This is a genomic window from Sphingomonas sp. FG14 (assembly GCF_057809675.1).
The window spans coordinates 1-26,702 of record NZ_JBMDKK010000002.1; the positions used below are offsets into that span (position 1 = coordinate 1).

The 26,702-nt window shown below is 62.6% G+C and carries 23 protein-coding genes; 18 read left to right on the forward strand and 5 right to left on the reverse strand.

The features are described 5' to 3' along the window. The 3 genes from ACODTA_RS08170 to ACODTA_RS08180 form a co-directional block, all read left to right on the forward strand. A partial coding sequence (locus ACODTA_RS08170; RefSeq protein ID WP_489065406.1) for a hypothetical protein occupies positions 1-200 on the forward strand: 200 nt, incomplete at its 5' end. A 437-nt stretch (positions 201-637) separates the two neighbouring features. Further along, positions 638-2,881 (forward strand): TonB-dependent receptor, encoded by a 2,244-nt coding sequence (locus tag ACODTA_RS08175; RefSeq protein ID WP_489065407.1) that lies wholly within the window; start codon positions 638-640, stop codon positions 2,879-2,881. A gap of 189 nt (positions 2,882-3,070) precedes the next feature. Continuing rightward, positions 3,071-3,832 carry an IclR family transcriptional regulator gene (locus tag ACODTA_RS08180; protein WP_489065408.1) on the forward strand — a complete coding sequence of 254 codons (762 nt, stop codon included), beginning with the start codon at positions 3,071-3,073 and terminating at the stop codon, positions 3,830-3,832. A 171-nt stretch (positions 3,833-4,003) separates the two neighbouring features. On the opposite strand, the gene ACODTA_RS08185 is transcribed toward ACODTA_RS08180, so the two are convergent. Next, positions 4,004-4,816 carry an IclR family transcriptional regulator gene (locus ACODTA_RS08185; protein WP_489065409.1) on the reverse strand — a complete coding sequence of 271 codons (813 nt, stop codon included), beginning with the start codon at positions 4,814-4,816 and terminating at the stop codon, positions 4,004-4,006. A gap of 113 nt (positions 4,817-4,929) precedes the next feature. On the opposite strand from ACODTA_RS08185, the gene ACODTA_RS08190 reads away from it, so the two are divergent. The 8 genes from ACODTA_RS08190 to ACODTA_RS08225 all read left to right on the forward strand — a co-directional run bounded on the left by ACODTA_RS08190 (position 4,930) and on the right by ACODTA_RS08225 (position 16,160). Continuing rightward, the gene (locus ACODTA_RS08190; protein WP_489065410.1) at positions 4,930-6,213 is read left to right on the forward strand and encodes a Rieske 2Fe-2S domain-containing protein; all 1,284 of its coding nucleotides are present in this window, start codon (positions 4,930-4,932) and stop codon (positions 6,211-6,213) included. 49 nt (positions 6,214-6,262) lie between these two features. Next, entirely contained in the window at positions 6,263-7,225 is a 963-nt protein-coding gene (locus tag ACODTA_RS08195) for a fumarylacetoacetate hydrolase family protein (protein ID WP_489065411.1), read from the forward strand. 23 nt (positions 7,226-7,248) lie between these two features. Next, positions 7,249-8,268 carry a DODA-type extradiol aromatic ring-opening family dioxygenase gene (locus ACODTA_RS08200; RefSeq protein WP_489065412.1) on the forward strand — a complete coding sequence of 340 codons (1,020 nt, stop codon included), beginning with the start codon at positions 7,249-7,251 and terminating at the stop codon, positions 8,266-8,268. Further along, positions 8,265-9,902 carry an FAD-dependent oxidoreductase gene (locus ACODTA_RS08205; RefSeq protein WP_489065413.1) on the forward strand — a complete coding sequence of 546 codons (1,638 nt, stop codon included), beginning with the start codon at positions 8,265-8,267 and terminating at the stop codon, positions 9,900-9,902. The genes ACODTA_RS08200 and ACODTA_RS08205 overlap by 4 nt, the downstream gene beginning before the upstream one ends. 26 nt (positions 9,903-9,928) lie before the next feature. Further along, positions 9,929-10,909 carry a fumarylacetoacetate hydrolase family protein gene (locus ACODTA_RS08210; protein ID WP_489065414.1) on the forward strand — a complete coding sequence of 327 codons (981 nt, stop codon included), beginning with the start codon at positions 9,929-9,931 and terminating at the stop codon, positions 10,907-10,909. Between the two features lie 102 nt (positions 10,910-11,011). Continuing rightward, positions 11,012-11,653 (forward strand): hypothetical protein, encoded by a 642-nt coding sequence (locus ACODTA_RS08215; RefSeq protein WP_489065415.1) that lies wholly within the window; start codon positions 11,012-11,014, stop codon positions 11,651-11,653. 4 nt (positions 11,654-11,657) lie between these two features. Next, positions 11,658-12,743 carry a helix-turn-helix domain-containing protein gene (locus ACODTA_RS08220; protein WP_489065416.1) on the forward strand — a complete coding sequence of 362 codons (1,086 nt, stop codon included), beginning with the start codon at positions 11,658-11,660 and terminating at the stop codon, positions 12,741-12,743. Between the two features lie 291 nt (positions 12,744-13,034). Beyond that, a complete protein-coding gene (locus ACODTA_RS08225; RefSeq protein ID WP_489065417.1) occupies positions 13,035-16,160 on the forward strand; it encodes an RNA-directed DNA polymerase in 3,126 nt (1,041 codons plus the stop codon). A 327-nt stretch (positions 16,161-16,487) separates the two neighbouring features. On the opposite strand, the gene ACODTA_RS08230 is transcribed toward ACODTA_RS08225, so the two are convergent. The 4 genes from ACODTA_RS08230 to hpaE form a co-directional block, all read right to left on the reverse strand. Continuing rightward, a complete protein-coding gene (locus tag ACODTA_RS08230) occupies positions 16,488-17,276 on the reverse strand; it encodes a hypothetical protein (RefSeq protein WP_489065418.1) in 789 nt (262 codons plus the stop codon). Positions 17,277-17,517: 241 nt separating this feature from the next. Then, entirely contained in the window at positions 17,518-18,864 is a 1,347-nt protein-coding gene (locus tag ACODTA_RS08235) for an MFS transporter (RefSeq protein WP_222990854.1), read from the reverse strand. Positions 18,865-19,108: 244 nt separating this feature from the next. Continuing rightward, positions 19,109-20,569 (reverse strand): NAD-dependent succinate-semialdehyde dehydrogenase, encoded by a 1,461-nt coding sequence (locus ACODTA_RS08240; RefSeq protein ID WP_489065419.1) that lies wholly within the window; start codon positions 20,567-20,569, stop codon positions 19,109-19,111. Beyond that, positions 20,569-22,077, reverse strand: coding sequence for a 5-carboxymethyl-2-hydroxymuconate semialdehyde dehydrogenase (gene hpaE / locus ACODTA_RS08245; protein ID WP_489065420.1), 1,509 nt, complete (start codon positions 22,075-22,077; stop codon positions 20,569-20,571). Before hpaE ends, ACODTA_RS08240 begins: the two co-directional genes overlap by 1 nt. Before the next feature lie 140 nt (positions 22,078-22,217). Between hpaE and ACODTA_RS08250 the strand changes: the two genes are divergently transcribed. Genes ACODTA_RS08250 through ACODTA_RS08280 form a run of 7 tightly spaced genes read left to right on the forward strand, consistent with a single transcriptional unit; the run spans position 22,218 to position 26,689 of the window. Beyond that, a complete protein-coding gene (locus tag ACODTA_RS08250) occupies positions 22,218-22,835 on the forward strand; it encodes a fumarylacetoacetate hydrolase family protein (protein ID WP_489065421.1) in 618 nt (205 codons plus the stop codon). Continuing rightward, the gene (locus tag ACODTA_RS08255) at positions 22,832-23,584 is read left to right on the forward strand and encodes a fumarylacetoacetate hydrolase family protein (RefSeq protein WP_489065422.1); all 753 of its coding nucleotides are present in this window, start codon (positions 22,832-22,834) and stop codon (positions 23,582-23,584) included. Before ACODTA_RS08250 ends, ACODTA_RS08255 begins: the two co-directional genes overlap by 4 nt. After that, the gene (locus ACODTA_RS08260; RefSeq protein WP_489065423.1) at positions 23,581-23,907 is read left to right on the forward strand and encodes an aromatic ring-opening dioxygenase subunit LigA; all 327 of its coding nucleotides are present in this window, start codon (positions 23,581-23,583) and stop codon (positions 23,905-23,907) included. The genes ACODTA_RS08255 and ACODTA_RS08260 overlap by 4 nt, the downstream gene beginning before the upstream one ends. Continuing rightward, positions 23,904-24,722: a DODA-type extradiol aromatic ring-opening family dioxygenase gene (locus tag ACODTA_RS08265; protein ID WP_489065424.1), complete on the forward strand. Its 819-nt coding sequence runs from the start codon at positions 23,904-23,906 to the stop codon at positions 24,720-24,722. Before ACODTA_RS08260 ends, ACODTA_RS08265 begins: the two co-directional genes overlap by 4 nt. Then, entirely contained in the window at positions 24,722-25,117 is a 396-nt protein-coding gene (locus ACODTA_RS08270) for a 5-carboxymethyl-2-hydroxymuconate Delta-isomerase (RefSeq protein ID WP_489065425.1), read from the forward strand. Before ACODTA_RS08265 ends, ACODTA_RS08270 begins: the two co-directional genes overlap by 1 nt. A gap of 4 nt (positions 25,118-25,121) precedes the next feature. Then, positions 25,122-25,928, forward strand: a complete 807-nt coding sequence (hpaH, locus tag ACODTA_RS08275) for a 2-oxo-hept-4-ene-1,7-dioate hydratase (protein WP_489065426.1) — start codon at positions 25,122-25,124, stop codon at positions 25,926-25,928. After that, on the forward strand, positions 25,925-26,689 hold the full coding sequence (locus tag ACODTA_RS08280) for an HpcH/HpaI aldolase family protein (protein ID WP_489065427.1): 765 nt from the start codon (positions 25,925-25,927) through the stop codon (positions 26,687-26,689). Before hpaH ends, ACODTA_RS08280 begins: the two co-directional genes overlap by 4 nt. The last annotated feature ends 13 nt before the right edge of the window (positions 26,690-26,702 follow it).

The window sequence follows — 26,702 nt, forward strand, 5'->3', positions numbered from 1 at the left end:
TCGGTGACGGGCACGATATCATCACCGACTATACCCCGGGCCAGGATATCGTCGAACTCGCCGAAGGCATGGATATCCTCAGCGTCGTCGTCGGCGACACCAATGGCGACACCATCACCGACCTCCGCCTCAATCTTGAACAGGGCGGATCCGTCACACTCCTCGGCATCTCCGACATCAACCAGATCACCTTCGCTTAAGCTGATCCGGCAACCCCTCCCGCAAAACGGGAGGGGTGCTGTCGAACTGCGACCTCACCATGTCATCCCCGCGAATGCGGGGATGACATGGTGAGGCGTCGTGCCCGGTCCTGGGGATGCCGGCGCTTCGGGCCTTTGCCGGCAGGATGACGGGTTTTACTTTTCGGCCGTCCGGGCTGATTGACCGCCCGGCGCGCGATTCGATCGCGAATCGATTGACGCGCATCCGATCGCCAACCTTGCGGAATCGCCCGTCGCCACCCTCTCAAACAGCCCGGAATGTGTCTGAATGGTCACACATTTCGTTCCATTGTCACGCCAGGCGTGACAGTTTCGTTAAACAGGCTTGCGATCGCGGCGGATTTATATAACATGTTCACTATCGGCTGGGGAGCAGATTCCGGCGGTAATGGCAAAGTCCACATTGGGAGGGTTGAGTGTCCAAAATAACGAAGTTCAGCGCGTCGTGCGCGGCTTTGGCGATTGCGATGGTGTCCGTGCCCGCATTCTCCCAGACGGCCGCGGCGGACGAAGCCGAAAGCGACTATACCGATATCATCGTCACGGCGAACAAGCGCGAGCAGCGCCTGCAGGATACGCCGACGAGCATCGGCGTCATCTCGAGCGAGGCGCTGGCCGCCCGCCAGGTGACCGACGTGCAGGAAATCACGCGCAACGTCGCGGGCCTGAACGTGGTCAATGCGGGTCCGGGACAGAACACGCTGATGATCCGCGGCCTTGTCGGCGCGGGTGAATCGACCGTCGGCCTCTATTACGACAACATGCCGACCGCCGGCATGGGCGAGAGCGCCGCGCTTGCGGGCGGCCGCCAGACCGACTTCCTCGTCTATGACGCGCAGCGCGTCGAGGTGCTGCGCGGCCCGCAGAGCACGCTCTATGGTTCGTCGGCGCTCGCGGGCGTCGTGCGCATCCTTTCCAACCCGGCGAAGCTCGGCACGTTCGAGGGCCGCGTCGACCTGGACGGTTCGACGGTCTCGCACGGCGGCGAAGGCTATTCGCTGAAGGGCATGGTCAACGTGCCGCTGGGTGATCATGTCGCCATGCGCTTCGTCGGCTATGGCGTGCACACGCCCGGCTTCGTCGATCAGACGCGCTATGGCATCAAGGATTTCAACGACGCCGATAGCTGGGGTTTCCGCTGGAACACGCTGTTCGAGCTGAGCGAGCGCACCTCGGTGACGACGCAGCTCTATGTGCAGGATCTCAAGTCGAACGGCCCGGCCTATACCCGGCCGCGTTCGTCGGTGATCGGCGGCGTGACGCTGCCGGGCGCGGGCAAATATGCGACCAACGCCCAGACGCTGGAAACCTATGACGACCGTTCGATCCTGGCGAGCCTCAATTTCGAGCATCGCTTCGACAATCTGACGCTCAATTTCAACCAGTCCTATCAGAAGCGCCGCAACGTCAGCTTCACCGACGAGCAGGGCCTGCCCTATTTCTTCGGCTTCCTGCAGTCGATCAACGCCTTCCCGAAGATCACGCTGCCCCAGGCGATCACCTTCCGCTCCGAACAGGATCTGGAGATGTGGAACTCGGAACTGCGCCTGGCCTCAGACTTCGACGGCCCGTTCAACTTCGTGGTCGGCGGCATCTATCAGGATCGCAGCGTCTCGATCGCCAACAGCTTCATAGATCTCGACCAGGCGACCGGCGACGTGCTCTACAACCGCCCGCTCTGGTATGCCCGCGCGGCCGATTTCCAGCTCAAGCAGCTCGCGGCCTTCGGCGAGGTGACGTTCAAGGTGACCGACAAGCTCTCCCTGCTCGCCGGCGCCCGCGTGTTCCAGAACAAGCGGCGTGACATCGCCCGCTCGATCGTGCCCTTCCTGCGGCTCGGCACGGCCGGCGCGCCGGACGATGTGAAGAGCAAGGAAAGCAAGGTGATCTATCGGTTCGAGGCCGATTACAAGCCGACCGACAATGTGATGCTCTACGCCTCCGCATCGCAGGGCTATCGCGCCGGCGGCACGATCGTCCGCGTCATTCCCGAACTGCCGGCCTCCTATGGCCCGGACTATACGTGGAATTTCGAAATCGGCGCCAAGACCGACTGGTTCGATCACGCGCTGCAGGCCAATGTCGCGGTCTATCAGATCGACTGGTACGACACGCAGATCGCGGGCGAGTTCTTCAACGGATCGTTCGAGGGTATCCTGAACTGCGAAGGCCGCTGCGCCCGCTCGCAGGGCGTGGAGCTCGACCTGACGGCGCGCCCGGTGCGCGGACTGGAGCTGACGGCGAGCGGCACGGTGTTCAAGGCCAAGTGGCTGAAGGCGCAGCCCGCGATGAACGGCACGCCGGCGGCGGGCACCCAGTTCACCAACACGCCCACCTTCACGCTCAACGGTTCGGCTTCGTATCGCTGGGAGATCGGCGGCGACAAGGAGATCGAGATCCGCGCCGACGCGCAGCATCGCGGCAAATACGCCTTCTCCGACTATCGCCCGCAGTACAACCAGTTCTCGCCCAAGGCGTTCACGCTGGTCAACGCGGCGATCACGCTGTCGGCGGCGGACAAGTGGAACGTCTCGCTCTACGGCCGCAACCTGACCGACAAGCGCGCGGTGCTGACCACGGCCGGCGACAATGTGCAGTTCGATCAGGAACTGATCGCCCAGCCGCGCACCTTCGGCGTGCAGCTCGGCTACAGCTTCTAAGCCGATACGGGTTCACCCCCGGGGCGGGATCCGGTTTCCGGGTCCCGCCCTTTTTTTGTTCTTGGGAGGGACGGACTTTTCTTCCTGCCGCCACCTCTTCCTGCCATCCCCGCGTGCGCGGGGATGACAAGATGGAGGGGGCTCGCAATGGTGCTTCCGCCGTGTCACGACGGCATGCTAGGGTGAAGGATGAGCGAAGAGTTGGATGACAGGGGCGGCGATCCGGCGTCCGGCCGCGTAAAGAGCGTCGAGGTCGCGGTGCAGATCCTGGATTCGCTCACCGAGGCGTCGGCGCCCGTTCGCGTGTCCGATCTGGCGCGGCGGCTGGGCATGACCAAGGCGCGCGTATCCCGCCACCTCCAGACGCTGACCCAACTGGGCCTGGTCGATCGCGCGCGCGAGGGCGAGGGTTATGTGTTCGGCCGCAAGCTGCTCAAGTTCGGGCGGGCGGCGGTCTATCGCAGCAATATCGTCCAGCTCGCCCAGCCATTCCTGCAGGATCTGTTCACCGCCACGGGACATACCGCCTTGCTCGCCGTCCCCTCGCGCGGCGGCGCGATGGTGGTGGCTTCGGTCAACAACCAGTTCGAGCCGGGGATCATGATCCATCCCGGCATGCTGCTGACCCTGCCGACATCGCCGGCGGCGCGGCTGATCTATTATTTCGAGGGCAAGAAGCCCAAGCCGGTGCGGGTGGAGGACAATCTGCGCCGCCACGGGCTGGACTATGAAGCCAATCCGCACGGCACCGGCCTGGGCGGCGTCGCCGCGCCGATCTTCGAGCCGGACGGGCTGATCGCCTGCTCGATCGGGCTGATCCTGTCATCCTCGCTGCTGATGCCCGCGCCGGAAGAGGCGCTGCTCGATCAGGTGCGGCATGCGGCGCTGCAGTTGCAGAATGAATATGCCGAAGGCGCGGTTTCGCCGCTGATGCCGGCGGTGGAGGGCTGAGGGGGAGGACCATGGAGGGTTCGCTCCGGCTTCGACAATCCCGTTCGGGCTGAGCCTGTCGAAGCCCCGTCCTTTCCTTTGCATCACAACAGAAGGACAGGGCTTCGACAGGCTCAGCCCGAACGGTTGAAGACCGCATGTCATCCTGATGACCAGTGCACCGATAACCCGCTAGCCCCCCGGATATTGCAGCTTCGAGCCCAGCCGGCGCGACGACAGCGCGCAGCAGCGGATCAGGGCCTGCACCATCGCGCGGGAGGGGCCCTGTTCGGGCAGGTCGCCGCGGGGGACCATGACGGTGACGACGGCGCAGAGATTCTCGCTCTGGTCGAACACCGGGGCGGCGAGCGCGCCATGGCCGAGATTGAACTTGTCGCGCGTCCAGCAATAATAGTCGCGCTGGATCTTGCTCACCTGATCCATGAAATCGGCGCGGTCGCCGATGCGGAAGCTCGCCTCGCGCGTGCAGAGATGTTCCAGCCGCGCCTCGCGCGCCTCGCGCGGCAGGAACGCGAAGACGATGCGGGCGGAGGGGGAATCAGGCAGGCCGAGGACCAGGCCGGGCTCGACATTGATGTGGATCGCCTGCGGGGCGGGGATGGTGCGGACGACGACGGCGTCGCCATCGGCCGGGGTGCAGAGCAGCACGGTCATCTGCAATTCGCGGCCCAGAACGGTCAGGTGCTCGTCCAGGACCACGCCCAGGTCCATGCGCCGCGCGGCGATCTGGCCCCAGCGCATCAATCGCCAGCCCAGTTCATAGCCGCGGCTGCCCTGGCGGCCGACCAGCCCCAGCTCCTCCAGGTTGGTCAGGTGCCGCGACGCGCGCGACTTGGTGATGCCCAGGATGTCCGCGACATCCTGCACGCTCACCTTCGATCCGCGCTCCGCCAGCAGGTCGATGATGTTGGCGGCGGTGGCGACCGATTCGATATTGCCCAGCCCGATGGTCGGCGATTGCCGCCTGAGATCGCGATCGTTCATGCGGGGCCTCCTTTGTCTCGCATAGTGCAACATATGAACGCTGTTGTTGCGCATGTCGAGACGCGCCGATAGCCCGGACCCCGGAAATACGGGACTGGGGAGAGGCGTTCGTCATGGCGAGTCCGGCACAGAATGAGCGGTTGACGCGCGTCGGACCGGGCACGCCGATGGGCGAGCTGCTGCGCCGTTACTGGCATCCCTTCGCCGCCGCGGCCGAACTCGACGATCTCGGCATCAAGCCGGTGAAGCTGCTGGGCGAACAGCTTGTCGCCTTCCGTTCGGGCAATGGCGGCTATGGCCTGATCGACCGGCAATGCCCGCATCGCCGCGCCGACATGCTGCACGGCATCGTTGAGGAAGACGGGCTGCGCTGCAGCTATCATGGCTGGTGCTTCGGCGCGTCGGGCCAGTGCCTGGAACAGCCCTATGAGGATCTGGCCAATCCCAAGGCGCGCTTCCGCGACAAGGTGCGCACCAAGGCGTATCGCGTCGAGGAGAAGGCGGGGATGCTGTGGGCCTATATGGGGCCGGAGCCCGCGCCGCTGGTGCCCAACTGGGAACCCTTCACCTGGGAAAACGGATTCCGCCAGGTCGTCTATGCCGATGTGCCGTGCAACTGGTTCCAGTGCCAGGAGAACAGCCTGGACCCCGTCCATTTCGAATGGATGCACCGCAACTGGTCTTCCCGCCTGTTCGGCGACGGCAGCTATGGCCCCAAGCATCTGGAGCTGAAGTTCGACGAGTTCGAATTCGGCCATATCTATCGCCGCGTCCGCGAGGATACCGACAAGAGCAACCAGCACTGGACGGTGGGCGCCACCGCATTGTGGCCCAACGCCTTCTTCCTGGGCGACCATATCGAATGGCGCATCCCGGTGGATGACGAGAACACGCTGAGCATCACCTGGATGTTCCACCGCGTGCCCGTGGATCGCGAACCCTATGTCCAGCAGCGCGTCCCTTATTGGAAGGGGCCCGTGAAGGATGCCGAGGGCAACTGGATCACCAGCCATGTGCTGAACCAGGATATCGTCGCCTGGGCGGGGCAGGGCGTGATCGCCGACCGCACCGAGGAGCATCTGGGCCAGAGCGACCTGGGCATCGCGATGCTGCGCCGCAGCTTCGACAAGAACATGCAGCTCGTGGCGGAAGGGCAGGAGCCCAAGGGCCTGATCCGCGATCCCGAGCGGAATGTCTGCGTCGAGCTGCCGATCAAGCACCGCGAGATGTTCACATCGTCGATGACCCTGGCGGAGAGCCGGGCGATTGGCGACGCGCTCGCCTATCGCCTGAACCGCCCCGATTACCAGCATCAGGTGGGCCAGCCCGACGCCGTGAAGCGCGAATATCAGGTCGCGATGGGCATGATTCCCGAAGACGCCGAACACACGATCTAACCGCGCCGCCGGCGCCGAACCCCTTTGAGCATTTGAGCAGGAGAGCGACATGAAACTTGGTACGATCAGGATCGACGGCAAGCCGACGGTGATCGCGCGCGTGGCCGAAGAAGCGGCGGTCGCGCTCGATTTCGCATGGATGGAGGATCTGATCGAGGCCGGCGACAAGGGCCTGGACCAGGCGAACGAGGCGATCGTCGCCGCGCTGGCCGGCAAGCTGCCGGTGATCGAGCTGGGCAATCCCGACTGGATGGCGCCCAATCCGCGCCCGTCCAAGATCCTGGGCTGCGCGGTCAACAACAACAATCTCAACGAAAAAGCCATGAAGCCGATGACGGCGCCGATGTTCTTCATCAAGGGGCGTTCGGCGCTGACCGGCCATAACAAGACGATCGACCTGCTCGCCGACCACGGCCAGTCGATCCCCGAGCCCGAACCCGTCGTCGTGTTCGGCAAGCGCGCCAAGAACATCGCGCCGGAAGAGGCGCTGGACTATGTGTTCGGCTACACCCTGACCAACGACGTCACCGCCAGCGGCGTGAAGTTCGGCCAGGATTCGATCGCGCTGAAGCAGACGGCGGACGTGGTGAAGCCGCACCACACCGCGTGGCGCCCGAAGTTCGAGGGCGAGGATACCTGGCTGCTCTTCATCTATCATTCCAAGTCGAAGGCGGCGGACACGTTCGCGGCGATGGGCCCCTGGCTCACCACCAAGGACGAGGTGCCCAACCCCAACGCGCTGAACGTGCGCGGCTATATCGACGGCGAATGCTATGCCGACGACAGCACGGGCAATTATTTCTTCCCCGTCGAGCGCGTGATCTCCGAAGCCAGCAAGTGGTTCACGATGGAGCCGGGCGACTGCATCCACACCGGCACCGCTTCGAAGGGCACGGCGAAGTTCCCGCGCGGCAATATCGGCACATACCTGAACCTGTATGACGGCAAGGTGACCGATGTTGAGATCGACGGCCTCGGCCGCCTGTCCAACCGCATCCGCATGATCCCCTGATACGATCCGACGGGAGGGACGAAGTGGCAAAGATCGTGCTCGGGATCGGCTGCGCGCACACGCCGCAGCTCCATACGCTGGCGGAGGACTGGGATATCCGCGCCACGCGCGACCGTGCCGACGGCATCCCGCTCTGGTACAAGGGGAAGAAGCTTCCCTATGCCGAGCTGGAGGCCGTGCGGGCGGAGGACAGGATCGGCGACCTGCTGGACCTGCCCACCCGCCGTGCGGCGCTGGAGGCGAGCTTTGCCGCGATCGACCGGCTGCACGCGATGTTCGTGGCGGCGAATGTCGATGTCGTGGTGATGATCGGCAACGACCAGCATGAGTTCTTTTCGGATATCGTGCCCGCTTTCGCGGTGATCGGCGCGGACGAGCTGCCCAATTTGCCGCGCACCGCCGAACAGAATGCCCGCCTTCCCGTCGGCATCGAGATTTCGGACCACGGCCATCTGCCCAGCGAGCGCGTGAGCTTTCCCGGCCAGCGCGCGCTGGGCAGGCATATCGCGCGCAGCCTGGCGGACGAGGATTTCGACATCACGCTCTGCCATGAGAAGCCGACCGTCACCAACGACAAGTCGCTGCTTTACGGCCTGCCGCACGCCTATGGCTTCCTCTACAAGAATGTTCTCCGCGATCATGTGAAGCCCAATGTGCCGGTGGACGTGAACTGCTGGTATTATGACAACAGCCCGTCCGCCCGGCGCTGCTACGCGTTCGGTGGCGCGGTGGCGCGGGCGATCGAATCCTGGGATCAGGACCTGCGCGTCGCGGTGATCACCACCGGCGGGCTCACCCATTTCGTGGTGGACGAGCAATGGGACCGCTGGTTCCTCGACGCGCTGGCGCGCGACGACGAACAGGCGCTGTCGAACATTCCCCAGAACGAGCTGATGGCCGGCACGTCCGAGTGCAAGAGCTGGATCGCCACATCCGCCGCGATGAAGGAGGCGGGGCTTTCCATGTCCGTGATCGACTATCAGAAACTCTACCGGACCGAGGGCGGCACCGGTTCCTCCTGCGCGTTCGTGGCATGGCAATGAGCGTGCGTTCGGTGATCATCTCGGGCGCCGGCCCCGTCGGCCTCGTGCTCGCGCTCGATCTCGCCCGGCGCGGCATCAGCTCGACCGTGCTGGAACGGCGCGAGGCGGGCGAGCCGCCCAGCGTGAAGTGCAACCATGTCGCATCGCGCACGATGGAGGCGTTCCGCCGCCTGGGCATCGCCGCCGATGTGCGCGATGCCGGCCTGCCGGCGGATTACCCCAATGACTGCGTCTATCGCACGACGGTGACGCAGGGGCACGAGATCACGCGCATCCCGATCCCCGCGCGCGCCGAACGCTGGACCGATTTCGACGGGCCGGACACATGGTGGCCCACCGCCGAGCCGCCGCACCGGATCAACCAGATCTATCTGGAGCCGATCATCTTCGCGCATGCCGATGCGCATCCGCTGATCACGATCCACAACCGCACCGAACTGGTGGAGGCGGTGCAGGACGAAAGCGGCGTCACCGCCACCGCGCGCAATCTGGACAGCGGCGAGACGATGACGCTGGCCGCGCCCTATCTGATCGGCTGCGACGGCGGGCGATCGCTGGTGCGCAACATCATCGGCGCGAAGCTTTCGGGCGATCCCGTCGTCCAGCGCGTGCAATCCACCTATATCCGCGCACCCAAGCTGCTCGGCATGATGCAGGGGCGGCCGGGCTGGATGAACCTGTCGCTCAATCCGCGCCGTTCGGGCAACACCGTGGCGATCGACGGCAAGGAGACCTGGCTGATCCATTGCTACCTCTACGAACATGAGGAGGATTTCGACGCGATCGACCGCGACGCCGCGATCCGCACGATCCTGGGCGTGGGCGACGATTTCGACTATGAGATCATCAGCAAGGAGGACTGGATCGGCCGCCGGCTGGTGGCGGACAAGTTCCGCGATCGCCGCATCTTCATCTGCGGAGACAGCGCGCATCTGTGGGTGCCCTATGCCGGATACGGCATGAACGCGGGCATCGCCGACGCCATGAACCTCGCCTGGCTGCTCGCCGGCACGCTCAACGGCTGGGGCGGCGCGCATCTGATCGACGCCTATGAGGCCGAACGCCTGCCGATCACCGAGCAGGTTTCCCACTTCGCGATGAACCACGCGATCAGCGCGATGGCGCATCGCCGCGAAGTGCCGGCGGAAGTGGAGCAGGATGACGATGCGGGCGCGGATGCGCGCGCGGGCATGGGCAAGCGCGTCTATGACCTCAACGTCCAGCAATATTGCTGCGGCGGCCTCAATTTCGGCTATTTCTACCCGAAATCGCCGCTGATCACCTATGACGGTGAACAGGCGCCGGGCTATTCGATGGCGGGTTTCCAGCCCTCCACCGTGCCGGGATGCCGCACCCCGCATTTCTGGCGGGCCAACGGCCGTTCCGCCTATGACGATTTCGGCGCGGATTACACGCTGATGCGCTTCGATCCGGCGGTGGACGTGCTGCCGCTCCAGATCGCAGCGGCGGAGGCGGGGGTGCCGCTGGAGATCATCGACATTGCGGAGGACGAGCGCACCGGCGTCTATCGCCACGCCCTGCTGCTCTCGCGGCCCGACCTGCACGTGGCATGGCGCGGCGATGCGCTGCCGGACGATGTGGACGGGCTGGTGAACCGCATACGCGGCGCCTGAAGACCAACAAGACTGGAGAGATCGCGATGAAGCTGGTGACGTTCCTCGATGGCCAGGGCCCGGCCCGGCCCGGCGCGCTGGCGGATGGCGATCTGATCCTCGACATAGCCGCCGCCACGGCGCGCGACGGCGGTCCGGTGCTGGCAGACATGATCGCGGTGATCGCCGCGGGCAGGGTGGGCCTCAGCCGGATCGTCGACTTAATGAAGACGGCCCCGGAAACCGAGCTGCACGCGCGCGGCGCCGTGCGCCTGCTCTCGCCGCTGCCGCGCCCCACCCAGATCCGCGATTGCGGCAATTACGAACGCCATGTGAGCCAGGCGATCGCCGCCGCGATGGAGCTGCGCGCGCGCGCCACCGCCGATCCCGCCGCCACGCTGGCGGGCTTCCGCGCCGCCGGCCTCTATAACATCCCCCAGGTCTGGTACGATCAGCCGCTCTATTACAAGGGCAACCCGATGAGCGTGATCGGCCCCGATGCCGATGTGATCCGCCCAAGTGCCGCGAAGCTGATGGATTACGAGCTGGAACTGGCGGTGGTGATCAGCGGCCCGGCCAAGAACCTGGCGCCCGAAACCGCGCTGGATGCGGTGTTCGGCTATACCATCTTCAACGATTTCAGCGCGCGGGATCTGCAATCGCGCGAAACCCAGTTCCGCTTCGGCCCCGCCAAGGGCAAGGATTTCGACACCGGCAACGCGATCGGCCCCTGCATCGTCACCGCCGACGAGATCGCCGACCCCGAAAACCTGACCATGATCGCCCGCGTGAACGGCGCGGAACGCGTGCGCACCACCTCCGGCGGCGGCCAGCACTCGATCAGGGACACCATCGCCTACATCTCCCGCGACGAGACGCTGCATCCGGGCGACCTGATCGCGCTGGGGACGGTGCCGGATGGGTGCGGCTATGAGAGCCTGACGTTCCTGGATGACGGGGATGTCGTGGAGCTGGAGATCGAGGGGATCGGGGTTTTGCGGAACCGGTTGGTTGGGACTGGCGACTGAGCCTGTCTCCGCGCGGCCCAAGCCGCTTGTGCTCGACGAGCCTTCGCTTCTTGTTTTCCTACATCGATCGATGTAGGAAAATCGGAAACGAGGAACCGTGCCATGCTCAAGACCGTGATTCATGACTCGCCCGAAGACGTGGACGCGGCGCTTGCGCGCTTGGGGTTGACGATGCAGCCCCTGATGCGCGCCGTGCGGGCTGGATATCTCTCGCGCATTTCCCGGACGGCCAACGATTCACCCATCGCGGCTGGTTTCTATCATTGGAACGAAACGCTTCGAACTTTGCGCGACGAATTGGTCGTACTGGGCTGGACACGCGTGGACGAACAGATGTTCTCGACCATTCTCAGCCCGGACGGAAAGATTGCGATTTCTGTCTCGTCGGGCGACGAGGAGACCGGCATTGCGCGTGGCTTTCCTCGGACTAGGCGGGACAAGGGGCCTCGTACGGCTGACGCCATCTCTGTGAATGTCTGGCAACTCGATCTTTTCCAGACAGCTCCTGAACCAGCCGCTGAGGAAGAGGCTGAGTGCTGGACCTACGTTCTTCTGTTTCATGCCGATGCCAAAGAGCTCCGAGCTGAACTCTCTTTGCCGGTCAGCATGGACGAGAAGGATCATATCGATAGCTGGCGCGAACGGATCATCCTGCGTTCTCAGCCGATCGATCCAGAGGACGCTGCCATGCCTAATCCGGACTTCGGTCCGGAAATCGACATCGACGTTCAGCGTCGCGCGTGAGGAAATGTTTTCCCCTTCGCGTCTCCGCGTTGCCCGCAAAAGGCGCGGGTTGAACAAGACTCAACTAGCCGATCAGATCGGCGTCGATCTGCGCAGCGTTACGGGATATGAGCGCGGTGATTACGAGCCAAGCGCTGACACGCTTGGCCGTATCGTCACCGCCCTCCGGTTTCCGGCTGAATTCTTCGCCGGTGCCGATCTGCACGAGCCCACAAACCGGACGGCGAGTTTTCGTTCGATGGCGCGGATGGCTGCCGCGCATCGTGAAGCCGCGCTGGCGTCAGGTGCGCTGGCGTTTCTGTTGAACGATTGGATCGAAGCTCGCTTCACCCTACCCGAGCCGGACTTACTGGATCTCAGGGAAGAAGACCCAGAAACTGCGGCAATGGTCTTGCGACAGCATTGGATGCTTGGTGAGAAACCCATCCGCAATGTTGTGCACTTGCTCGAATCCAAAGGTGTTCGCGTTTACTCGATGGCCGAAGACACGGCGGAGGTCGATGCATTCTCGCTGTGGCGAGAGACCACGCCGTTCGTTTTCCTGAACACGCAGAAATCGGCCGAACGTAGCCGATTCGATGCTGCGCACGAGCTTGGCCACCTGATTCTACATCGCCACGATGAGCCTCGTGGTCGTGAGGCAGAGCAAGAGGCAAACCGCTTCGCCTCGGCTTTTCTCATGCCGCGCGGTAGCGTGCTGGCACATGCACCGATGATGCCCACTCTGGAGGCATTGATTCGCCTCAAGCATTATTGGATCGTATCGGTTGGGGCCTTGGCATACCGACTGCATGCACTCGGACTACTGTCGGAGTGGAACTACCGAGGCTTATGTATCGATATGGGGCAGCGCGGATATCGAACCAATGAGCCTGAAGGTGCCCAGCGTGAAATGTCCCTGATAATTCCAAAAATTTTTGCGGCGCTTCGTGAAGAAGGGATTATGAAAGATGATGTGGCTACGGCGGTGCACATCGAGCCCGACGAAATCGACCGTCTTGTCTTTGGCTTAGCGGTTATGGGATTGCATAACGATAGCTCGTTATTACCAACCCCTCGCAGATCGCCACATTTGCAACTTGTGAAGTAGGAATTGCGGCGACAGGTGGATATCGATGGTAGCGCCATTTTGGCACCTCTAAGGTGCCATAGCGGACATTCCAATGTTATGCGTCTTGACGGCTTTGCGCCCAATTCCGTTATCCGAGTCCGCTTGAGTGTACCTTGACGGTGGAAGACCGACCTTCCACGCTGAGTTGTAGGTGACGTGTTAGCGAGTCGATCAGAAAATTATGCAGGGCTGACGGCGTAAGGCAGCGGCCATTGAAATTTTCGTTCCACTGCACTTATAACGCGTGCTCGGTTGGGGGGGCGTTTCGCAATGAATGAAAAAGTGGTGAATTGGGCCGATATTGACCTGCGCCATATGTTCTACGCCTATCGAAAGGCTAAGGCAGACTGTTTTTATGAAAGTTCTGTCAGAACAGCAGAGAAATTTGTTCATTTTGAAAAGAATCTGGTGGAAAATCTATCAGGTTTACTGTCGCAGATCCAGGTGGGGGATGTCACTGAAATTTTGAGTGCCCATATGGGTAACGCGATAGTTTTTCCAAAAGGTCTGATCGTTAATCAGAAGATACAGGATCAACACGCCTTCTTTTCTGACTCCGATCGCGAGTATAATCGTTTATATAAGACGAATCCTGAAGCTTGCTTCAGGATAGTTGGAGAATTTGACGTAGAAGTACATATAATTTCAGCGCTCTGGATAAATCTGGTCGGGCATCTTTTTGATGCAAAACTATCAAGTAGGGCGCTAGGAAATCGCCTCCGTCGCTATAAGCGAGACCCATCCTCTCGTAAAATTGGCTCGTACCACCTAGATGGTATTGGATCTTTTGAGCCGTACTATGAGCCATATAGACGGTGGAGAGACGAGGGTATCAAGAAAATTTCCCAGCACCTAGAAGATGGCGGTGCGATTGCTGCTCTGACGCTGGATTTTTCAAATTTTTATCATAGAATTGATCCTAGGTTTCTTTCAGACGGAGATTTTCATGGGAGAATTGGAATAAAATTATCCGCATTCGATAAAGAATTTACAAAAAATATGGTCGATTATTTAATTGGATGGTCGTCTAAGTGTACGGATTTACTCGAAGCTCATGGGTGTAAAAATAGTCCGTTTGGTGGAATTCCGATAGGTTTATCTATAGTTAGAATATTGTCGAATCTTGTTCTTCATGACTTAGATAAAAATATAGAAGCTCGTCTTTCTCCAATATATTATGCGCGATACGTTGACGACATATTTCTAGTTCTCCAAGATGACGATAAAATTTTATCTCAGTCGGATCTATGGAGCAAAATATCCAGCATACTACCAGATCATTTTTTAATCGATAATGGTAAAATAGAGGTTAGTCTCCCTGACTACTTCGGCGATACGGATTTGGAGTTCAAGTCTGACAAGCAAAAATGCTTCTTTCTTTCCGGAAAGCCTGGGCTAAATCTCTTGGCGAATATTGCGAGTCAAATTCGCGAGGTGGCCAGCGAGCGCCGGCTAATGCCCATTCCCGAGCAGCTTGATAGCACGTCGGCGGCACGGGCGCTTTCGGCGGCAACCAAGGCTGCCGACGAAGCTGACAGTTTGCGGCGAGCCGATGGTTTAACCCTTCGCAGGCTTGGTTGGTCCGTACTTCTGCGGTCAGTAGAGGTGCTATCGCGGGACCTTGATCCACCGGAGTGGCGCAAGGAGCGAGAAAATTTCTACCAGTTTGCACTTGATCACGTCGTTCGGCCTGACAAGATATTGGAGCAATTGGATCATTTACCTCGTCTTCTCTCATTGACTGTCGCGTTGGGTGATTGGGCTGATGCCCTAAGATTGTTTAATAGGATCCGGCAATCTATAAATCAGCTATCAGCAGCAACTTCATCATCTCCTGTACAAATAAATGGATTTGAGGGAGCAATCGGTGAAGATGGTGTCTGGATTGGTCTCACGGAGACGACAAATCGTTGGTTTCGCGATGCCATACTCCGATCATTTCCTATGGAATCTCCAAAGGCGAAGCCCAAAGCCGGCGTTGAGCTCCTTGATCAATTGGGCCTGGATTGGAAGGCTGCTGCGAATATTGCGTTGTCAGTGCGCCATGCTGACCTAGCTCGCACGCCATATAAAGATCATATTCGAGAATGTGCTGTGGAACCAATGTGTTATCAAGAGGGCGAGGACGTCCTGAGGGAGCTATACCCCCGATATAAGGACTTAGCCGAATTCCTACGGGTTAGCATCAGGACGCTCGATGAAAACGGTCCTAGTCGGATCGCAACGATGCCCCGGGTGACCGATGCCTCGGTGTCGACCGAATGCTATTTTCCTTACCTTTTTCCAACAAGGCCGTACACGGCTCGGGAGGTTGCGCTTTATGCGCCCGAGCAGTGCACGCTCTCAGCTCAGTTGCTTGCGGCGAAACAGTGGGCTGCTTATGTTCGAGCTGTTCGGGGTATTTGGGTGACTGACCCCTTCGCTGACGATTACATTCACGAGGAATCTGACCTGCCGCTGGAAGGAGATGTGCGGACTGCGCGATTGCCGGAGGACGCTGAACCTCCTGAACCAATCCGTATTGGGCGAGACGTTGCAAGCAAGGCCGTTACGCTGGGCATCACCAGTTTCGGGGTCGAGATCGAGACTTGGGCTTGTGGAGCAAATGGCACGCCCGACCATTCGAAAAAGCGATATCGGGCGCTTGCTAACATAGTAAATGAGGCTATCCGCCATCGGCCGAATTATTTACTTCTTCCTGAGCTGTCGGTGCCAGAAAGATGGATACGGACTATTTCAGGGCGATTAATAGAATCTAATATAAGTTTAATAGCCGGGGTCGATTACCATACATATTCTGATGACAAGATAGATAGTTGCGCAGTTCTTGTGCTGTCCGATGACAGACTTGGCTTTCAAAGTACGATCGAGATTCGTCAACAGAAGGCGGAGCCGGCGCCTTCAGAGGAGCACGATCTTTTTCGAAATTTCGGAAGATCGTGGAATATGTCAAGCGCTGAACGAAAGCCAATATATTGTCACGAAGGTTTTTACTTCGGGGTTCTTGTATGCTCAGAGCTTCAAAATTTGAGACATAGGCAAGAGTATCAGGGGAACGTTGACTGCATGATGGTGCTGTCATGGAACAAAGACTTGGAGACTTTTGCTGCGTTGGTTGATGCGGCGGGGCTAGATGTCCATGCATACATAGCACTTGTCAATAATCGAGTATACGGCGACAGCCGAGTTCGTCGACCGGCAAAGAAGGCTCACGATCGGGATATTTGCCGAGTGCGCGGCGGCTTAAACGATCATTTGGTTGTGGTAAAAATTGACCCATCATCTCTCCGTACGCAGCAGAGTCGTACGAAAAGATGGCCAGCAAATAACGATAGATACAAGCCTGCGCCCGAGGGATTCAAGATGTCGCCGCATAGAAAGGTTATCCCGAACTGATGCGATAGGATTATAACATATAGCAAGGACTATCGGTTTCTAAGTATGTTTTCGAGAAATTAAATATTGATGTCATGATGAAATTTGGGGTGGAATATTAAAGAAAGTATCGTATTATCAAATTATGTGACAAAGAGCGGTCTTGCTAGATATAGTTCTACCGCTGATGTTTCTTGGTCAAAATCAATCCTCCGGCTCCTCTGTCACGCATAACAGGGACGATTACTGAATTTCTGATCATGCACCGTCAGAGGGGAGGGCGGTGATCGGAGCGACGATCACCGCAACTCTGGATCAAGATTTATAGAAAACTTGGCTGTCTGACCACTAAGTTGGAAAGGTGGTGATGGGATCTTCAATGGAGATGATGTTGGTTTGAACTGCCATTGGTGATTGCTCAAGGCGTGCGATCTTTTCGCGAAGCTGAGGCAAATAGGAGATGGGGCAAAGCAGATAGAGCGTCGTGTCGAAGCCATATATGCTGCCCCATGCTACTCGCAGGGTCGACCAGCCCCACCGTTCTTCCCAGATGCGAAGTTCGGGATCGATGTCAGCAGCATCGAGATATGGCTCGGTCGACAGGATATGGACGCGAGCTTCTGGATCATACCAACCATGATCATGGTCGGAGATCGGCGGCCGATTGTGCCAACTACCCTTCGGATAGATACGTTTGGCGCTGGAGGGTTTGAGCCCGGTCGAATCAATGAATTGTAGGGCGCGAGCCATCTTGCCAAGATCGATGCGGGTTTCCCTTAGGTCGCGCATGGAGCCATCGCTAGCCAGGAGGCGAGGATTCACGATCTCGCACGCACCGAGATATTGAACCATATGATGCGGTTGAAGCAGAGCATCGAGCGGCTTTTCCAGTAGCACTGTGAAGGAGCCCACTCCATGACGTCGGGGCTTGCGTTCACGCCAAATCTGGCGAATCTCGATGGGATAGTATGTCGGCGTCGCCTCTTCGGGCAGCGCTTTGCATGCATGAGGATAGTTCTGAAATCCAGCGCGCTGCGCGGCGATCTCATGCGCAAGTTGGCGCGGCACGCCCTCTTCGCGAGCGATACGGCGGGCGCGATTCTTCAGGTCGGCGAGTTTTCTATAAACGTATTCCATCGCATGTTCTCCGTCGGCCCGGAGGAACGTCGCCTGCTACCGTCACCCAAAGCCACGAAAAACGTGCGGGACGAAAATATTGAGCAGTGCCACGAAGGCTTCTCTATTGCAGGCGGAAGGCCACTGCGATCGGCCGACGGAAATTTCACATATGCAGATGGCCCTGTCAACCGGGAGCCTTTCTAAACCGGTCCTTCAAACCGGCCGTCAGGGTATCGGCATTGTCCCCCCCCAAAAAAAATCACCCCGCCCGCATCGCCGCAACCCGCTCCCGGAACTGCCGCCGTCCGACCGTCAGCAGGATCGCGGTGATCGGGCCGACGATCGCGGCGGTGATGGCGATCGAGATGTTGAGCTTGGATTCGTCCATGATGATGTAATCGCTCATCGCGGCTGGCACGATCGGGCCGAGGGCGGTGCCGAGGATGCCGGTGGAGAGCAGGAACAGCGCGCCGAGCTGCGCGCGCAGATTGTGCGGGGCGATCATCTGCACCGCGGCGGGGATCAGCACGGGGTTGAAGCCGCCGAAGAACTTGATCGGCCAGATCATCACCGCCATCAGCGTGGCATTGGGCATCAGCGGCATCAGCGTGCCGAAGATGCTGAGGCCGATCGCGCACACCGTCGCCATCATGATGCACGCATCCACCTGGCCGCGCGCGATGCAGCGGCTGGAATACCAGCCGGCGAACACCATGCCGGCCGGGCCGGCGGTGAGCGAGGCGAGGCCGTTCACCCAGCCCGCCTCGTCCGCCTTCCACCCGTGCATGCGGATGAACAGTTCGGGATACCAGGCGTCGAGATAGGAGAGGATCGAGAGGAAACCCGCGCCGATGAACAGCGATACGCCCATCAGCGGCCATTTGCCGAGGAACTGGCCGATCACGGTGAGCGAGAAGGAGCCCGTGTCCACCTTGTCGATCGTCTTCTTGCGCGCCGGTTCCCTGAGCGTCGCCACCCACAGGGCGATCAGCAGCCCCGGCGGGCCGATGATCAGGAACACCGCGTGCCACGACTTGTAGGTGCCGAGCAGCGGGAAGGTGACATAGGGCGTCGTCTCCAGCGCGCCGACGATGATGCCGCCCAGGATCAGCGCGGTGCCCGCGCCGATGAAGATGCCCAGCGAATAGATGCTCATCGCGCGCGGCAGGCGGGTATCGTCGAACCGGTCACGCAACAGCGAATAGGCGGACGGGGAGAGCGTTGCTTCCCCCACGCCCACGCAGATCCGCGCCGCCATCAGCGCCGGAAAGGTGCGGGCGAGCGCGCAGGCGCCCGTCGCCAGCGACCAGACGGAGATGCCGGCGGCGATGATCCATTTGCGCGGATAGCGATCGGCCATCCACCCCATCGGCAGCGCCATCGCGGTGTAGAACAAAGCGAAGGCGCCGCCCGTCAGCAGCGCGAACTGCGTGTCGGTGATGCCCAGATCCGCCTTGATCGGCCCCACCATCAGGGTGAGGATCTGCCGGTCGAGGAAGGAGAGGGTATAGGCCACCATCAGCACGATGGCGGTGTACCAGCCATAACGGTAGCTGACGGGCGCGCCGTCGGCGCTGCCCTCCGGTGCCTGTGCCGCGACTGTCATTGAACCTCTCCCATTGCCGGTTTGGGCATGTTTTGCGTTGGATGATCGGATGTGGGTGCCGGGTGGCGCATCGCCGGCGCGCGTGGCGTCGGGGTGTTGCGCCAGCCCCGATGCCGTTCGGGCTGAGCCTGTGGAAGTCCTGTTCTTACTTTGCCATCGCAGGAGAAGAACAGGGCTTCGACAGGCTCAGCCCGAACGGTTTGGATGGGGACGATCGTCGGGGTCATCTCCGGCATCCTAATCATCAGGCGTGGACCAGTCCCGGCGCATCCTCGATTTCCAGGCACAGATATTTGAGTTCGAGATAATCGTCGATGCCGTGGCGGGATCCTTCGCGGCCGAGGCCGGAGGATTTCACGCCGCCAAAGGGGGCGACCTCGGTCGAGATCAGGCCGGTGTTGATGCCGACGATGCCGGTTTCCAGCCGTTCCGCCATGCGCCACACGCGTGAGACGTCGCGGGCATAGACATAGGCGGCAAGGCCGTATTCGGATGCGTTGGCGGCGGCCACCGCGTCCTCGTCATGCGTGAAGCGGACGATCGCGGCGAGCGGGCCGAAGGTCTCCTCCACCAGCACCGCCATGCCGTCCGCCGCGTCGGCGATCAGCGTGGGTTCGAAGAAACGGCCGCCCAGCGCGTGGCGGCGTCCGCCCGCCACCAGCCGCCCGCCGCGCGTGAGCGCGTCGGCGACGTGCAGCTCCACCTTGGCGACCGCCTGGTCGTCGATCAGCGGGCCGATGGTCACGCCATTGTCCGCGCCATTGCCCACCTTCAGCTTCGCGATGGCTTCGGCGAACAAAGCCACGAACGCGTCATAGACGCCGTCCTGCACATAGAAGCGGTTGGCGCAGACGCAGGTCTGGCCGGCATTGCGGAACTTGCTGGCGATCGCGCCCTCCACGGCGGCGGGCAGGTCCGCATCGTCCAGCACGATGAAGGGCGCGTTGCCGCCGAGTTCCAGGCTCAGCTTCTTGATGGTCGGCGCCGATTGCGCATAGAGCGCGGCGCCCACGGCGGTGGAGCCGGTGAAGCTGACCTTGCGCACGATCGGGTTCGCGGTCAGTTCGCCGCCGATCGCGCGCGCGGCGCTGCCGGTGACGATGTTGAGCACGCCCGCGGGCACGCCCGCCTGTTCAGCGAGCGCGGCAAAGGCGAGCGCGGTGAGCGGGGTCTGCTGCGCGGGCTTCACCACCACGGTGCAGCCGGCGGCCAGCGCGGGCGCGATCTTGCGCGTGATCATCGCCGCCGGGAAATTCCAGGGTGTGATCGCCGCGACCACGCCGATCGGCTGCTTCAGCGCGAACAGGCGCTTGTCGGGCAGATGGCCGGGGATCACGTCGCCATAGACGCGCTTCGCCTCTTCCCCGAACCATTCCACGAAAGACGCGGCATAGGCGATCTCGCCGCGCGCCTCCGCCAGCGGCTTGCCCTGTTCGGCGGTCAGCAGTTCGGCGAGTTCGTCCTGATGCGCGACGATCAGGTCGAAATAACGGCGCAGGATCGCCGCGCGCGCCTTGCCGGTGCGCGCCGCCCATTCGGGAAAGGCGCGGTGCGCGGCCTCGATCGCGGCGCGTGTTTCATCGGCGCCGAATTCGGGCACGCGGCCGATCGTCTCGCCCGTGGCCGGGTTGGTCACCGGCAGCCATGCGTCGCCGGACAGCCATTCCCCGCCGATCAGGCAGGCATCGCGCAACAGGGCGTTCATCAGTTGCCCGCGCCCAGCTTCATGATCTTGTGCTCGCCGGTGGCGAAGGCGAGATTCTTGGTCTCCATGTAGAAATCGAAGCTCCAGTCCCCGCCGTCGCGGCCGATGCCGCTGGCCTTCACCCCGCCGAACGGGGTGGGCAGGTGGCGCACATTCTCGCTGTTCACCCACACCATGCCCGCTTCCAGCGCGTTCGACACGCGCAGCGCGCGGCCGATGTCGCGCGTCCACACATAGCCGGCCAGGCCGTAATCCACGTCATTGGCCTTGGCGATGGCATCCGCCTCGTCATCGAAGGGGATGGCGGTGAGCACGGGGCCGAAAATCTCCTCGCGCGCGATCCGCATCGTCTGTTCGGCGGCGGTGTAGAGCGTGGGGGAATAGAAATAGCCGGGCCGGTCGATCCGCTTGCCGCCCGCCGCGATCGTCGCGCCGTCGTTTTGCGCGATCTCGGCATAGCTGCACACCTTGCCCAGATGGCGCTCATGGATCAGCGGGCCGACCTCGGTGGCGGGATCGAAGGGGTCGCCCACCTTCAGCGCGGCGGCGCGTTCGGCGATGCGCGCCACGAAGCCGTCATAGATCGAACGCTGCACCAGCACGCGCGACGAGGATGTGCAGCGCTGGCCGTTGAGCGAATAGATCATGAAGACCACGGCATCGAGCGCGCGTTCCAGATCGGCATCGTCGAACACGATCACCGGATTCTTGCCGCCCAGTTCGAAATGGACGCGCTTCAGCGTGTCCGCGCCCTGCTTCATGATCGCGCTGCCCGTCTTCGATTCGCCGACAAAGGCGATGGCCTTGATGCCGGGATGTTCGGTCAGCCGCCGTCCGGTCGATTCGCCCAGGCCGTTGACCGAGTTGAACACGCCGGCGGGCAGGCCCGCATCGTGCGCGATCTCGACGAGCAGCCGCGCCGAATAGGGCGACCATTCGGCGGGCTTGTGCACCACGGTGCAGCCGGCGGCCAGCGCGGGCGCGATCTTCCAGGTGGACAGCATGAAGGGCGTGTTCCACGGCGTGATCACCGCGACCGGGCCGATCGGGTAACGCGTGGTGACGTTCAGATGGCCGGGGGAGGGCAGCGCCTGCCCGTCGGCCGCGCCCGGCGCGCGATCGGCGAAGAAGCGGAAATTCTCGGCGCCGCGCAATGCCGCCTTCGACATGAAGCGCCAGGTCTGCCCCGCGTCCAGGCATTCGATCGAAGCGATCTCCTCCGCGCGCGCCTCGATGCCGTCGGCGATCCTGTGCAGGATCTCCTTGCGCTTCTCGCCGGGGGTGGTGGCCCAGCCATGGAAGGCGCCGACGGCGGCGTCGACCGCCGAATCGAGCTCGGTGGCGGTCGCGTCGCGGGCCTGGCCCAGTTCCTCGCCGGTCGACGGATCGAAGATCGGGAACGCCTCTCCATCCCCGGAAACCGGGGCGCCCGCGATATAATGGCCCAGCGGCCGGGTGCGGAACGGCTCGGTGGTTTTCAGAGCCAGTTCGCGGCGCTTGGCGGGCATGAGGTTCTCCGACTGAAATGGTTATCGTGTTAAATATATACTCGGAGTTTCGCCGCCGTCAAACCACTTCTGGCCCCGAAGCGCCGAATGCTCCGGTTGACATTTATCGTGTTAAGTATCATCCCTTGGGCATCAATCGCATGATCGGGATCGGGATGTTCGCGGGCACCGCATATGGAATCGCACTCAATGACGGCGCGCAACTGAGCGCGCTGGATCCGGCGTTTCACGAAAAGCCCTATGGCCAGCCGCCAAGGGCGCCGGTGCTCTATGTGAAGTCCGGGCCGGGCATCGTGCGGAGCGGCGCGAGCGTCGCGGTGCCGGCGGGCGCGGAGGGGCTGGTGCTGGGCGCCACGATCGCGTTGCAGCGGACGGTGACGGGGTTCGACACGGCCCGGCTGGCGCTCGACCTGGCGGTGCCCCACCAGAGTTTCTTCCGGCCCGCGATCGCCGAACTGGGGCGGGACGGCCTGCTGGCGGTGGGCGATGCCGGCGCGGTTCCCGCCGCGCTGGACGATCTGGAGATCGTGACGACGGTGAACGGCGCGGAGGTCCATCGCTGGAACCTGTCGCGCCTGCACCGCGACGTCCGCACCGCGATCGCCGACGTCACCGCCTATATGTCGCTGCTGCCCGGCGACATGCTGCTGGCGGGCGTCGCGGGCGATGCGCCGCTGGGCCGCGCGGGTGACCGGATCGCGGTTTCGGCGAATGGATTTACCGCCCTGGCGGTGCTGTTGGAAGGAGGCCGGGCATGAAGCATGTTCGTCTCGTCCATGCCGGGCGCGAGCAATGGGGCGTGATGGCCGGCGACGACCGCCTGATCCGGCTGGCCTCGGGCGTCGAGCTGCCCTTCGATTCAGCGGTGCTGCTGCCCCCGGTCACGCCGGGCGCGCGGATCTTCGCGCTGGGGCTCAACTATGCCGATCATTCGGCGGAACTGGGCTTCAAGGCGCCGGACAAGCCGCTGGTCTTCCTGAAGGGGGCGAACAGCCTGGTCGCGCATCGCGGCACATCGTACCGGCCGCGCGACGCCGAGCAGATGCACCCGGAATGCGAGCTGGTGGCGGTGATCGGCCAGACCGCGCGCAACGTGGCGGCGGCCGACGCGCTGGCGCTGGTCGGCGGCTATACCGTCGCGTGCGACTATGCCGTGCGCGAGTATCTGGAGAATTATTACCGGCCGAACCTGCGCGTGAAGAATCGCGACGCGCTGACGCCGCTGGGGCCGTGGATCGTCGATGCCGCCGATGTGGCCGATCCGCAGGCGTTGGCGCTCTCGACGCGGATCAACGGCAAGACCGTCCAGTCGGGCTCCACAAGCGAAATGGTTTTCCCCATCGCCGAACTGATCGCCTATCTTTCGGCGATCACGACGCTGGAGCCCGGAGACATGATCCTGACCGGAACGCCGCATGGCGTGGCCTTTGTCGCCCCGGGCGACGAAGTGGAGTGCGAGGTGGCGGGCATCGGCCGCCTGCTCAACCATGTGGAATGGCTGCCATGAGCCTGTACCAGCTTTCCAAGCTGCTGTTCGAGCTCAACCGCGATCCGGCGCTGCAGGCCGCGTTCACCGCCGACGCGGCGGCGGTCGCCGATCGCTATAAGCTGACCGGGGAGGAGCGGGGCGCGGTGCTCCAGCCCGATATCGGCCTGCTCTACGTGCTGGGCGTCAACGGCCAGATCCTGATGCATTTTGCCGCGTTCCAGCAGATCGCCTGGGCGGATTACCTGCAGATGATGCGCGACGGCGTCCGCGAGCACGGCCCGGTGCGCGACGGCGTCTATGCGATGACGACCGGGCTCGACGAAAAGGTTGCCGGCGTATGAGCCTCGTCTTCACCGGAATCTGCAGCCATGGCCCCGGCATCACCGGGCGCGCCGATCTGGCGCCGCCGGAGCTGCGCGATCCCTTCTTCGCGGCCTATCACGCGATGCGCGACGCGCTGCGCGCGGCCAGGCCCGATGCGGTGATCATCGTCGCGGCCGAACATTTCGCCAATTTCTTCATGAACAACATGCCGTCCTTCGCGATGGGCATGGCCGATGGCTATGAAGGGCCGATCGAGGATCCGGACTGGCTGCGCATCCCCCGCCGCACGGTGCGCGGCGACGCCGCGCTGTCGCGCCGGATCATCGCGGAGGTGCAGCAGACCGTCGACCTCTCCTATGCCGAGGAATGGAAGTTCGATCACGGCATCATGGTGCCGCTGAGCTTCCTCGATCCCGAAAACGAATTGACGGTGATCCCGGCGAACATCAATTGCCAGGGGCCGCCGCTGGCGCCGCTGGCGCGCGCCTGGGCGTTCGGCGAAGCGCTGCGCCGCGCGGCGGACAAGGCGCCCGAACGCATCGCGCTGGTGGCGACGGGCGGCATCTCCCACTGGCCCGCAACCCCCGACAGCGGCCGCGTGAACGAGGACTGGGACCGCGAGTTCCTGCGCCGCTGGGCGCTCAATGATCGCGAGCTGCTCACCGCCTATACCGACGCCGAAACCTATGCCGATGCGGGGCAGGGCGGGTTCGAGATCCGCACGCTGATCGCCGCCGCCGCCGCCGCGCGCGGGCCGGGTACCGTGCATTTCTTCGCGCCGATCCCGATCTTCAGCACCGGCTGCTTCATCGCCACGGCGGAGATCGCCTGATGGCGCACGCGACCGTCGAATGGACCGGTAATCTCGAAGGGGATTTCGACCTGAAGGGCCTGCTTGCGCTGATCGCGGCGGAGATGCGCGAGCGTTCGGGCGGGGTGTTTCCCGTGGGCGGCATCCGCGTCCGCGCGATCCGGCTCGACGACTATGTGATCGCCGACGGCGCCGGCCCCGACGATGCCTTCATCAATATCGACGTGAAGATGGGCGCGGGGCGCGACGCCGCCTTCCGCCAGGCCTTTTTCACCCAGATGTTCGATGCGGTGAAGGCCCATCTCGGCGACCTGTTCGACCGCTGCCCGCTCGCGCTCTCGCTCTATGTCGAGGAAGCGGAGGGCTGGAAGCACAACACGATCCACAAGCGCCTTGCTGCCCAGGGCCGGAGCTAGAACCATGACGCTGACCACCGACCAGATCGCCGCGATCGCGGAGCGGCTCGACGCGGCCGAACGCGGCCGCACGCAGATTTCGCAGCTCTCGCTCGCCCATCCCGACATGACGATCGAGGACGCCTATGCCGTCCAGCGCGCCTGGACGAAGAAGAAGATCGCCGACGGCCGTAAGCCCATCGGCCACAAGATCGGGCTGACGAGCCGCGCGATGCAGCGCTCCTCCAATATCGACGAGCCCGATTACGGCCTGCTGCTCGACGACATGCTGTTTCCCGACGGACGCGACATCCCGATCGAGCGCTTCATCGTGCCGCGCGTGGAGGTGGAACTCGCCTTCCGCCTGAAGCAGCGGCTGTCCGGCCCCGAATGCACTTTGTTCGACGTGCTCGACGCCACCGATTATATCGTGCCCGCGATCGAGATCATCGACGCGCGCATCGAACAGGTGGACAAGGCCACGGGCACGACGCGCAAGGTGTTCGACACGATCTCGGACAATGCCGCCAATGCCGGGCTGGTGCTGGGCGGGCGCCCGGTGCGGCCGATGGACGTGGACCTGCGCTGGGTTTCCGCGCTGATCTTCAGGAACGGCGTGATCGAGGATTCGGGCGTCGCCGCGGCGGTGCTCGGCCATCCCGCGCACGGCCCCGCCTGGCTCGCCAACAAGCTGCATCCCTATGGCGAGGTGCTGGAAGCCGGGGAGATCATCCTGGGCGGCAGCTTCACCGCGCCCGTCCCGGCGCGCGCGGGCGACAGCTTCCATGTCGATTTCGGCCCGCTCGGCACCATCTCGGTGCGCTTCGCATGAGCGCGTTCGGCGACTGGATCCACGCCGCCGGCACCGCCCGCCTTGGGCTCTGGCAGGCGCTGGCCACCCCCTATACCGCGGAGATCTGCGCGCAGGCGGGTTATGACTGGCTGTTGTTCGACGGCGAGCATGCGCCCAACACGCTCCAGACCCTGCTCGCGCAATTGCAGGCGGTGGCGCCCTATCCGGTCCATCCGATCGCGCGCGTGCCGGTGGGCGACCCCGTCCATATCAAGCAATATCTCGATATCGGCTTCCAGACCTTGCTGCTGCCGATGGTCGACAGCGCCGCGCAGGCGGCCGCGCTCGTCTCCGCATCGCGCTTTCCGCCGCGCGGCACGCGCGGGGTGGCGAGCGCCACCAGCCGCGTCTCGCGCTTCGGCGCCGACACCAGCTACCTCAGGGAAGCGCATGAGCGGGTCGCGCTGATCGCGCAGATCGAAAGCCGCGCCGCGCTCGACGCGGTCGATGCGATCGCGGCGGTGGAGGGGATCGACGCGCTGTTCGTCGGCCCCGCCGATCTTGCCGCCTCGCTCGGCCATCTCGGCGATCCGCGCCATGAAGAGGTGCAGGCGGCGATCGAGACCGCGCGCGCGGCGATCGAACGGGCGGGCAAGCCCGCGGGCATCTTCGCGCTCGATCTCGCCGATGCGCGCGCCAGGATCGCGCAGGGCTTCGCCTTCGTCTCGATCGGCACCGATGTCGGCCTGCTCGCCAATGGCGCCCGCGCCCTGCTGCGCGGCGTGACCGAGCCGGCCTGAACGCGCGCACCGC

What these genes read in the sequence shown, in the direction of transcription:
- ACODTA_RS08180 (WP_489065408.1), top strand. Translation starts at nt 3,071, where the DNA reads ATGAGCGAAGAGTTGGATGACAGGGGCGGCGATCCGGCGTCCGGCCGC.
- ACODTA_RS08185 (WP_489065409.1), bottom strand. Translation starts at nt 4,816, where the DNA reads ATGAACGATCGCGATCTCAGGCGGCAATCGCCGACCATCGGGCTGGGC.
- ACODTA_RS08190 (WP_489065410.1), top strand. Translation starts at nt 4,930, where the DNA reads ATGGCGAGTCCGGCACAGAATGAGCGGTTGACGCGCGTCGGACCGGGC.
- ACODTA_RS08195 (WP_489065411.1), top strand. Translation starts at nt 6,263, where the DNA reads ATGAAACTTGGTACGATCAGGATCGACGGCAAGCCGACGGTGATCGCG.
- ACODTA_RS08205 (WP_489065413.1), top strand. Translation starts at nt 8,265, where the DNA reads ATGAGCGTGCGTTCGGTGATCATCTCGGGCGCCGGCCCCGTCGGCCTC.
- ACODTA_RS08210 (WP_489065414.1), top strand. Translation starts at nt 9,929, where the DNA reads ATGAAGCTGGTGACGTTCCTCGATGGCCAGGGCCCGGCCCGGCCCGGC.
- ACODTA_RS08215 (WP_489065415.1), top strand. Translation starts at nt 11,012, where the DNA reads ATGCTCAAGACCGTGATTCATGACTCGCCCGAAGACGTGGACGCGGCG.
- ACODTA_RS08220 (WP_489065416.1), top strand. Translation starts at nt 11,658, where the DNA reads ATGTTTTCCCCTTCGCGTCTCCGCGTTGCCCGCAAAAGGCGCGGGTTG.
- ACODTA_RS08225 (WP_489065417.1), top strand. Translation starts at nt 13,035, where the DNA reads ATGAATGAAAAAGTGGTGAATTGGGCCGATATTGACCTGCGCCATATG.
- ACODTA_RS08230 (WP_489065418.1), bottom strand. Translation starts at nt 17,276, where the DNA reads ATGGAATACGTTTATAGAAAACTCGCCGACCTGAAGAATCGCGCCCGC.
- ACODTA_RS08235 (WP_222990854.1), bottom strand. Translation starts at nt 18,864, where the DNA reads ATGACAGTCGCGGCACAGGCACCGGAGGGCAGCGCCGACGGCGCGCCC.
- ACODTA_RS08240 (WP_489065419.1), bottom strand. Translation starts at nt 20,569, where the DNA reads ATGAACGCCCTGTTGCGCGATGCCTGCCTGATCGGCGGGGAATGGCTG.
- hpaE (WP_489065420.1), bottom strand. Translation starts at nt 22,077, where the DNA reads ATGCCCGCCAAGCGCCGCGAACTGGCTCTGAAAACCACCGAGCCGTTC.
- ACODTA_RS08250 (WP_489065421.1), top strand. Translation starts at nt 22,218, where the DNA reads ATGATCGGGATCGGGATGTTCGCGGGCACCGCATATGGAATCGCACTC.
- ACODTA_RS08255 (WP_489065422.1), top strand. Translation starts at nt 22,832, where the DNA reads ATGAAGCATGTTCGTCTCGTCCATGCCGGGCGCGAGCAATGGGGCGTG.
- ACODTA_RS08260 (WP_489065423.1), top strand. Translation starts at nt 23,581, where the DNA reads ATGAGCCTGTACCAGCTTTCCAAGCTGCTGTTCGAGCTCAACCGCGAT.
- ACODTA_RS08265 (WP_489065424.1), top strand. Translation starts at nt 23,904, where the DNA reads ATGAGCCTCGTCTTCACCGGAATCTGCAGCCATGGCCCCGGCATCACC.
- ACODTA_RS08270 (WP_489065425.1), top strand. Translation starts at nt 24,722, where the DNA reads ATGGCGCACGCGACCGTCGAATGGACCGGTAATCTCGAAGGGGATTTC.
- hpaH (WP_489065426.1), top strand. Translation starts at nt 25,122, where the DNA reads ATGACGCTGACCACCGACCAGATCGCCGCGATCGCGGAGCGGCTCGAC.
- ACODTA_RS08280 (WP_489065427.1), top strand. Translation starts at nt 25,925, where the DNA reads ATGAGCGCGTTCGGCGACTGGATCCACGCCGCCGGCACCGCCCGCCTT.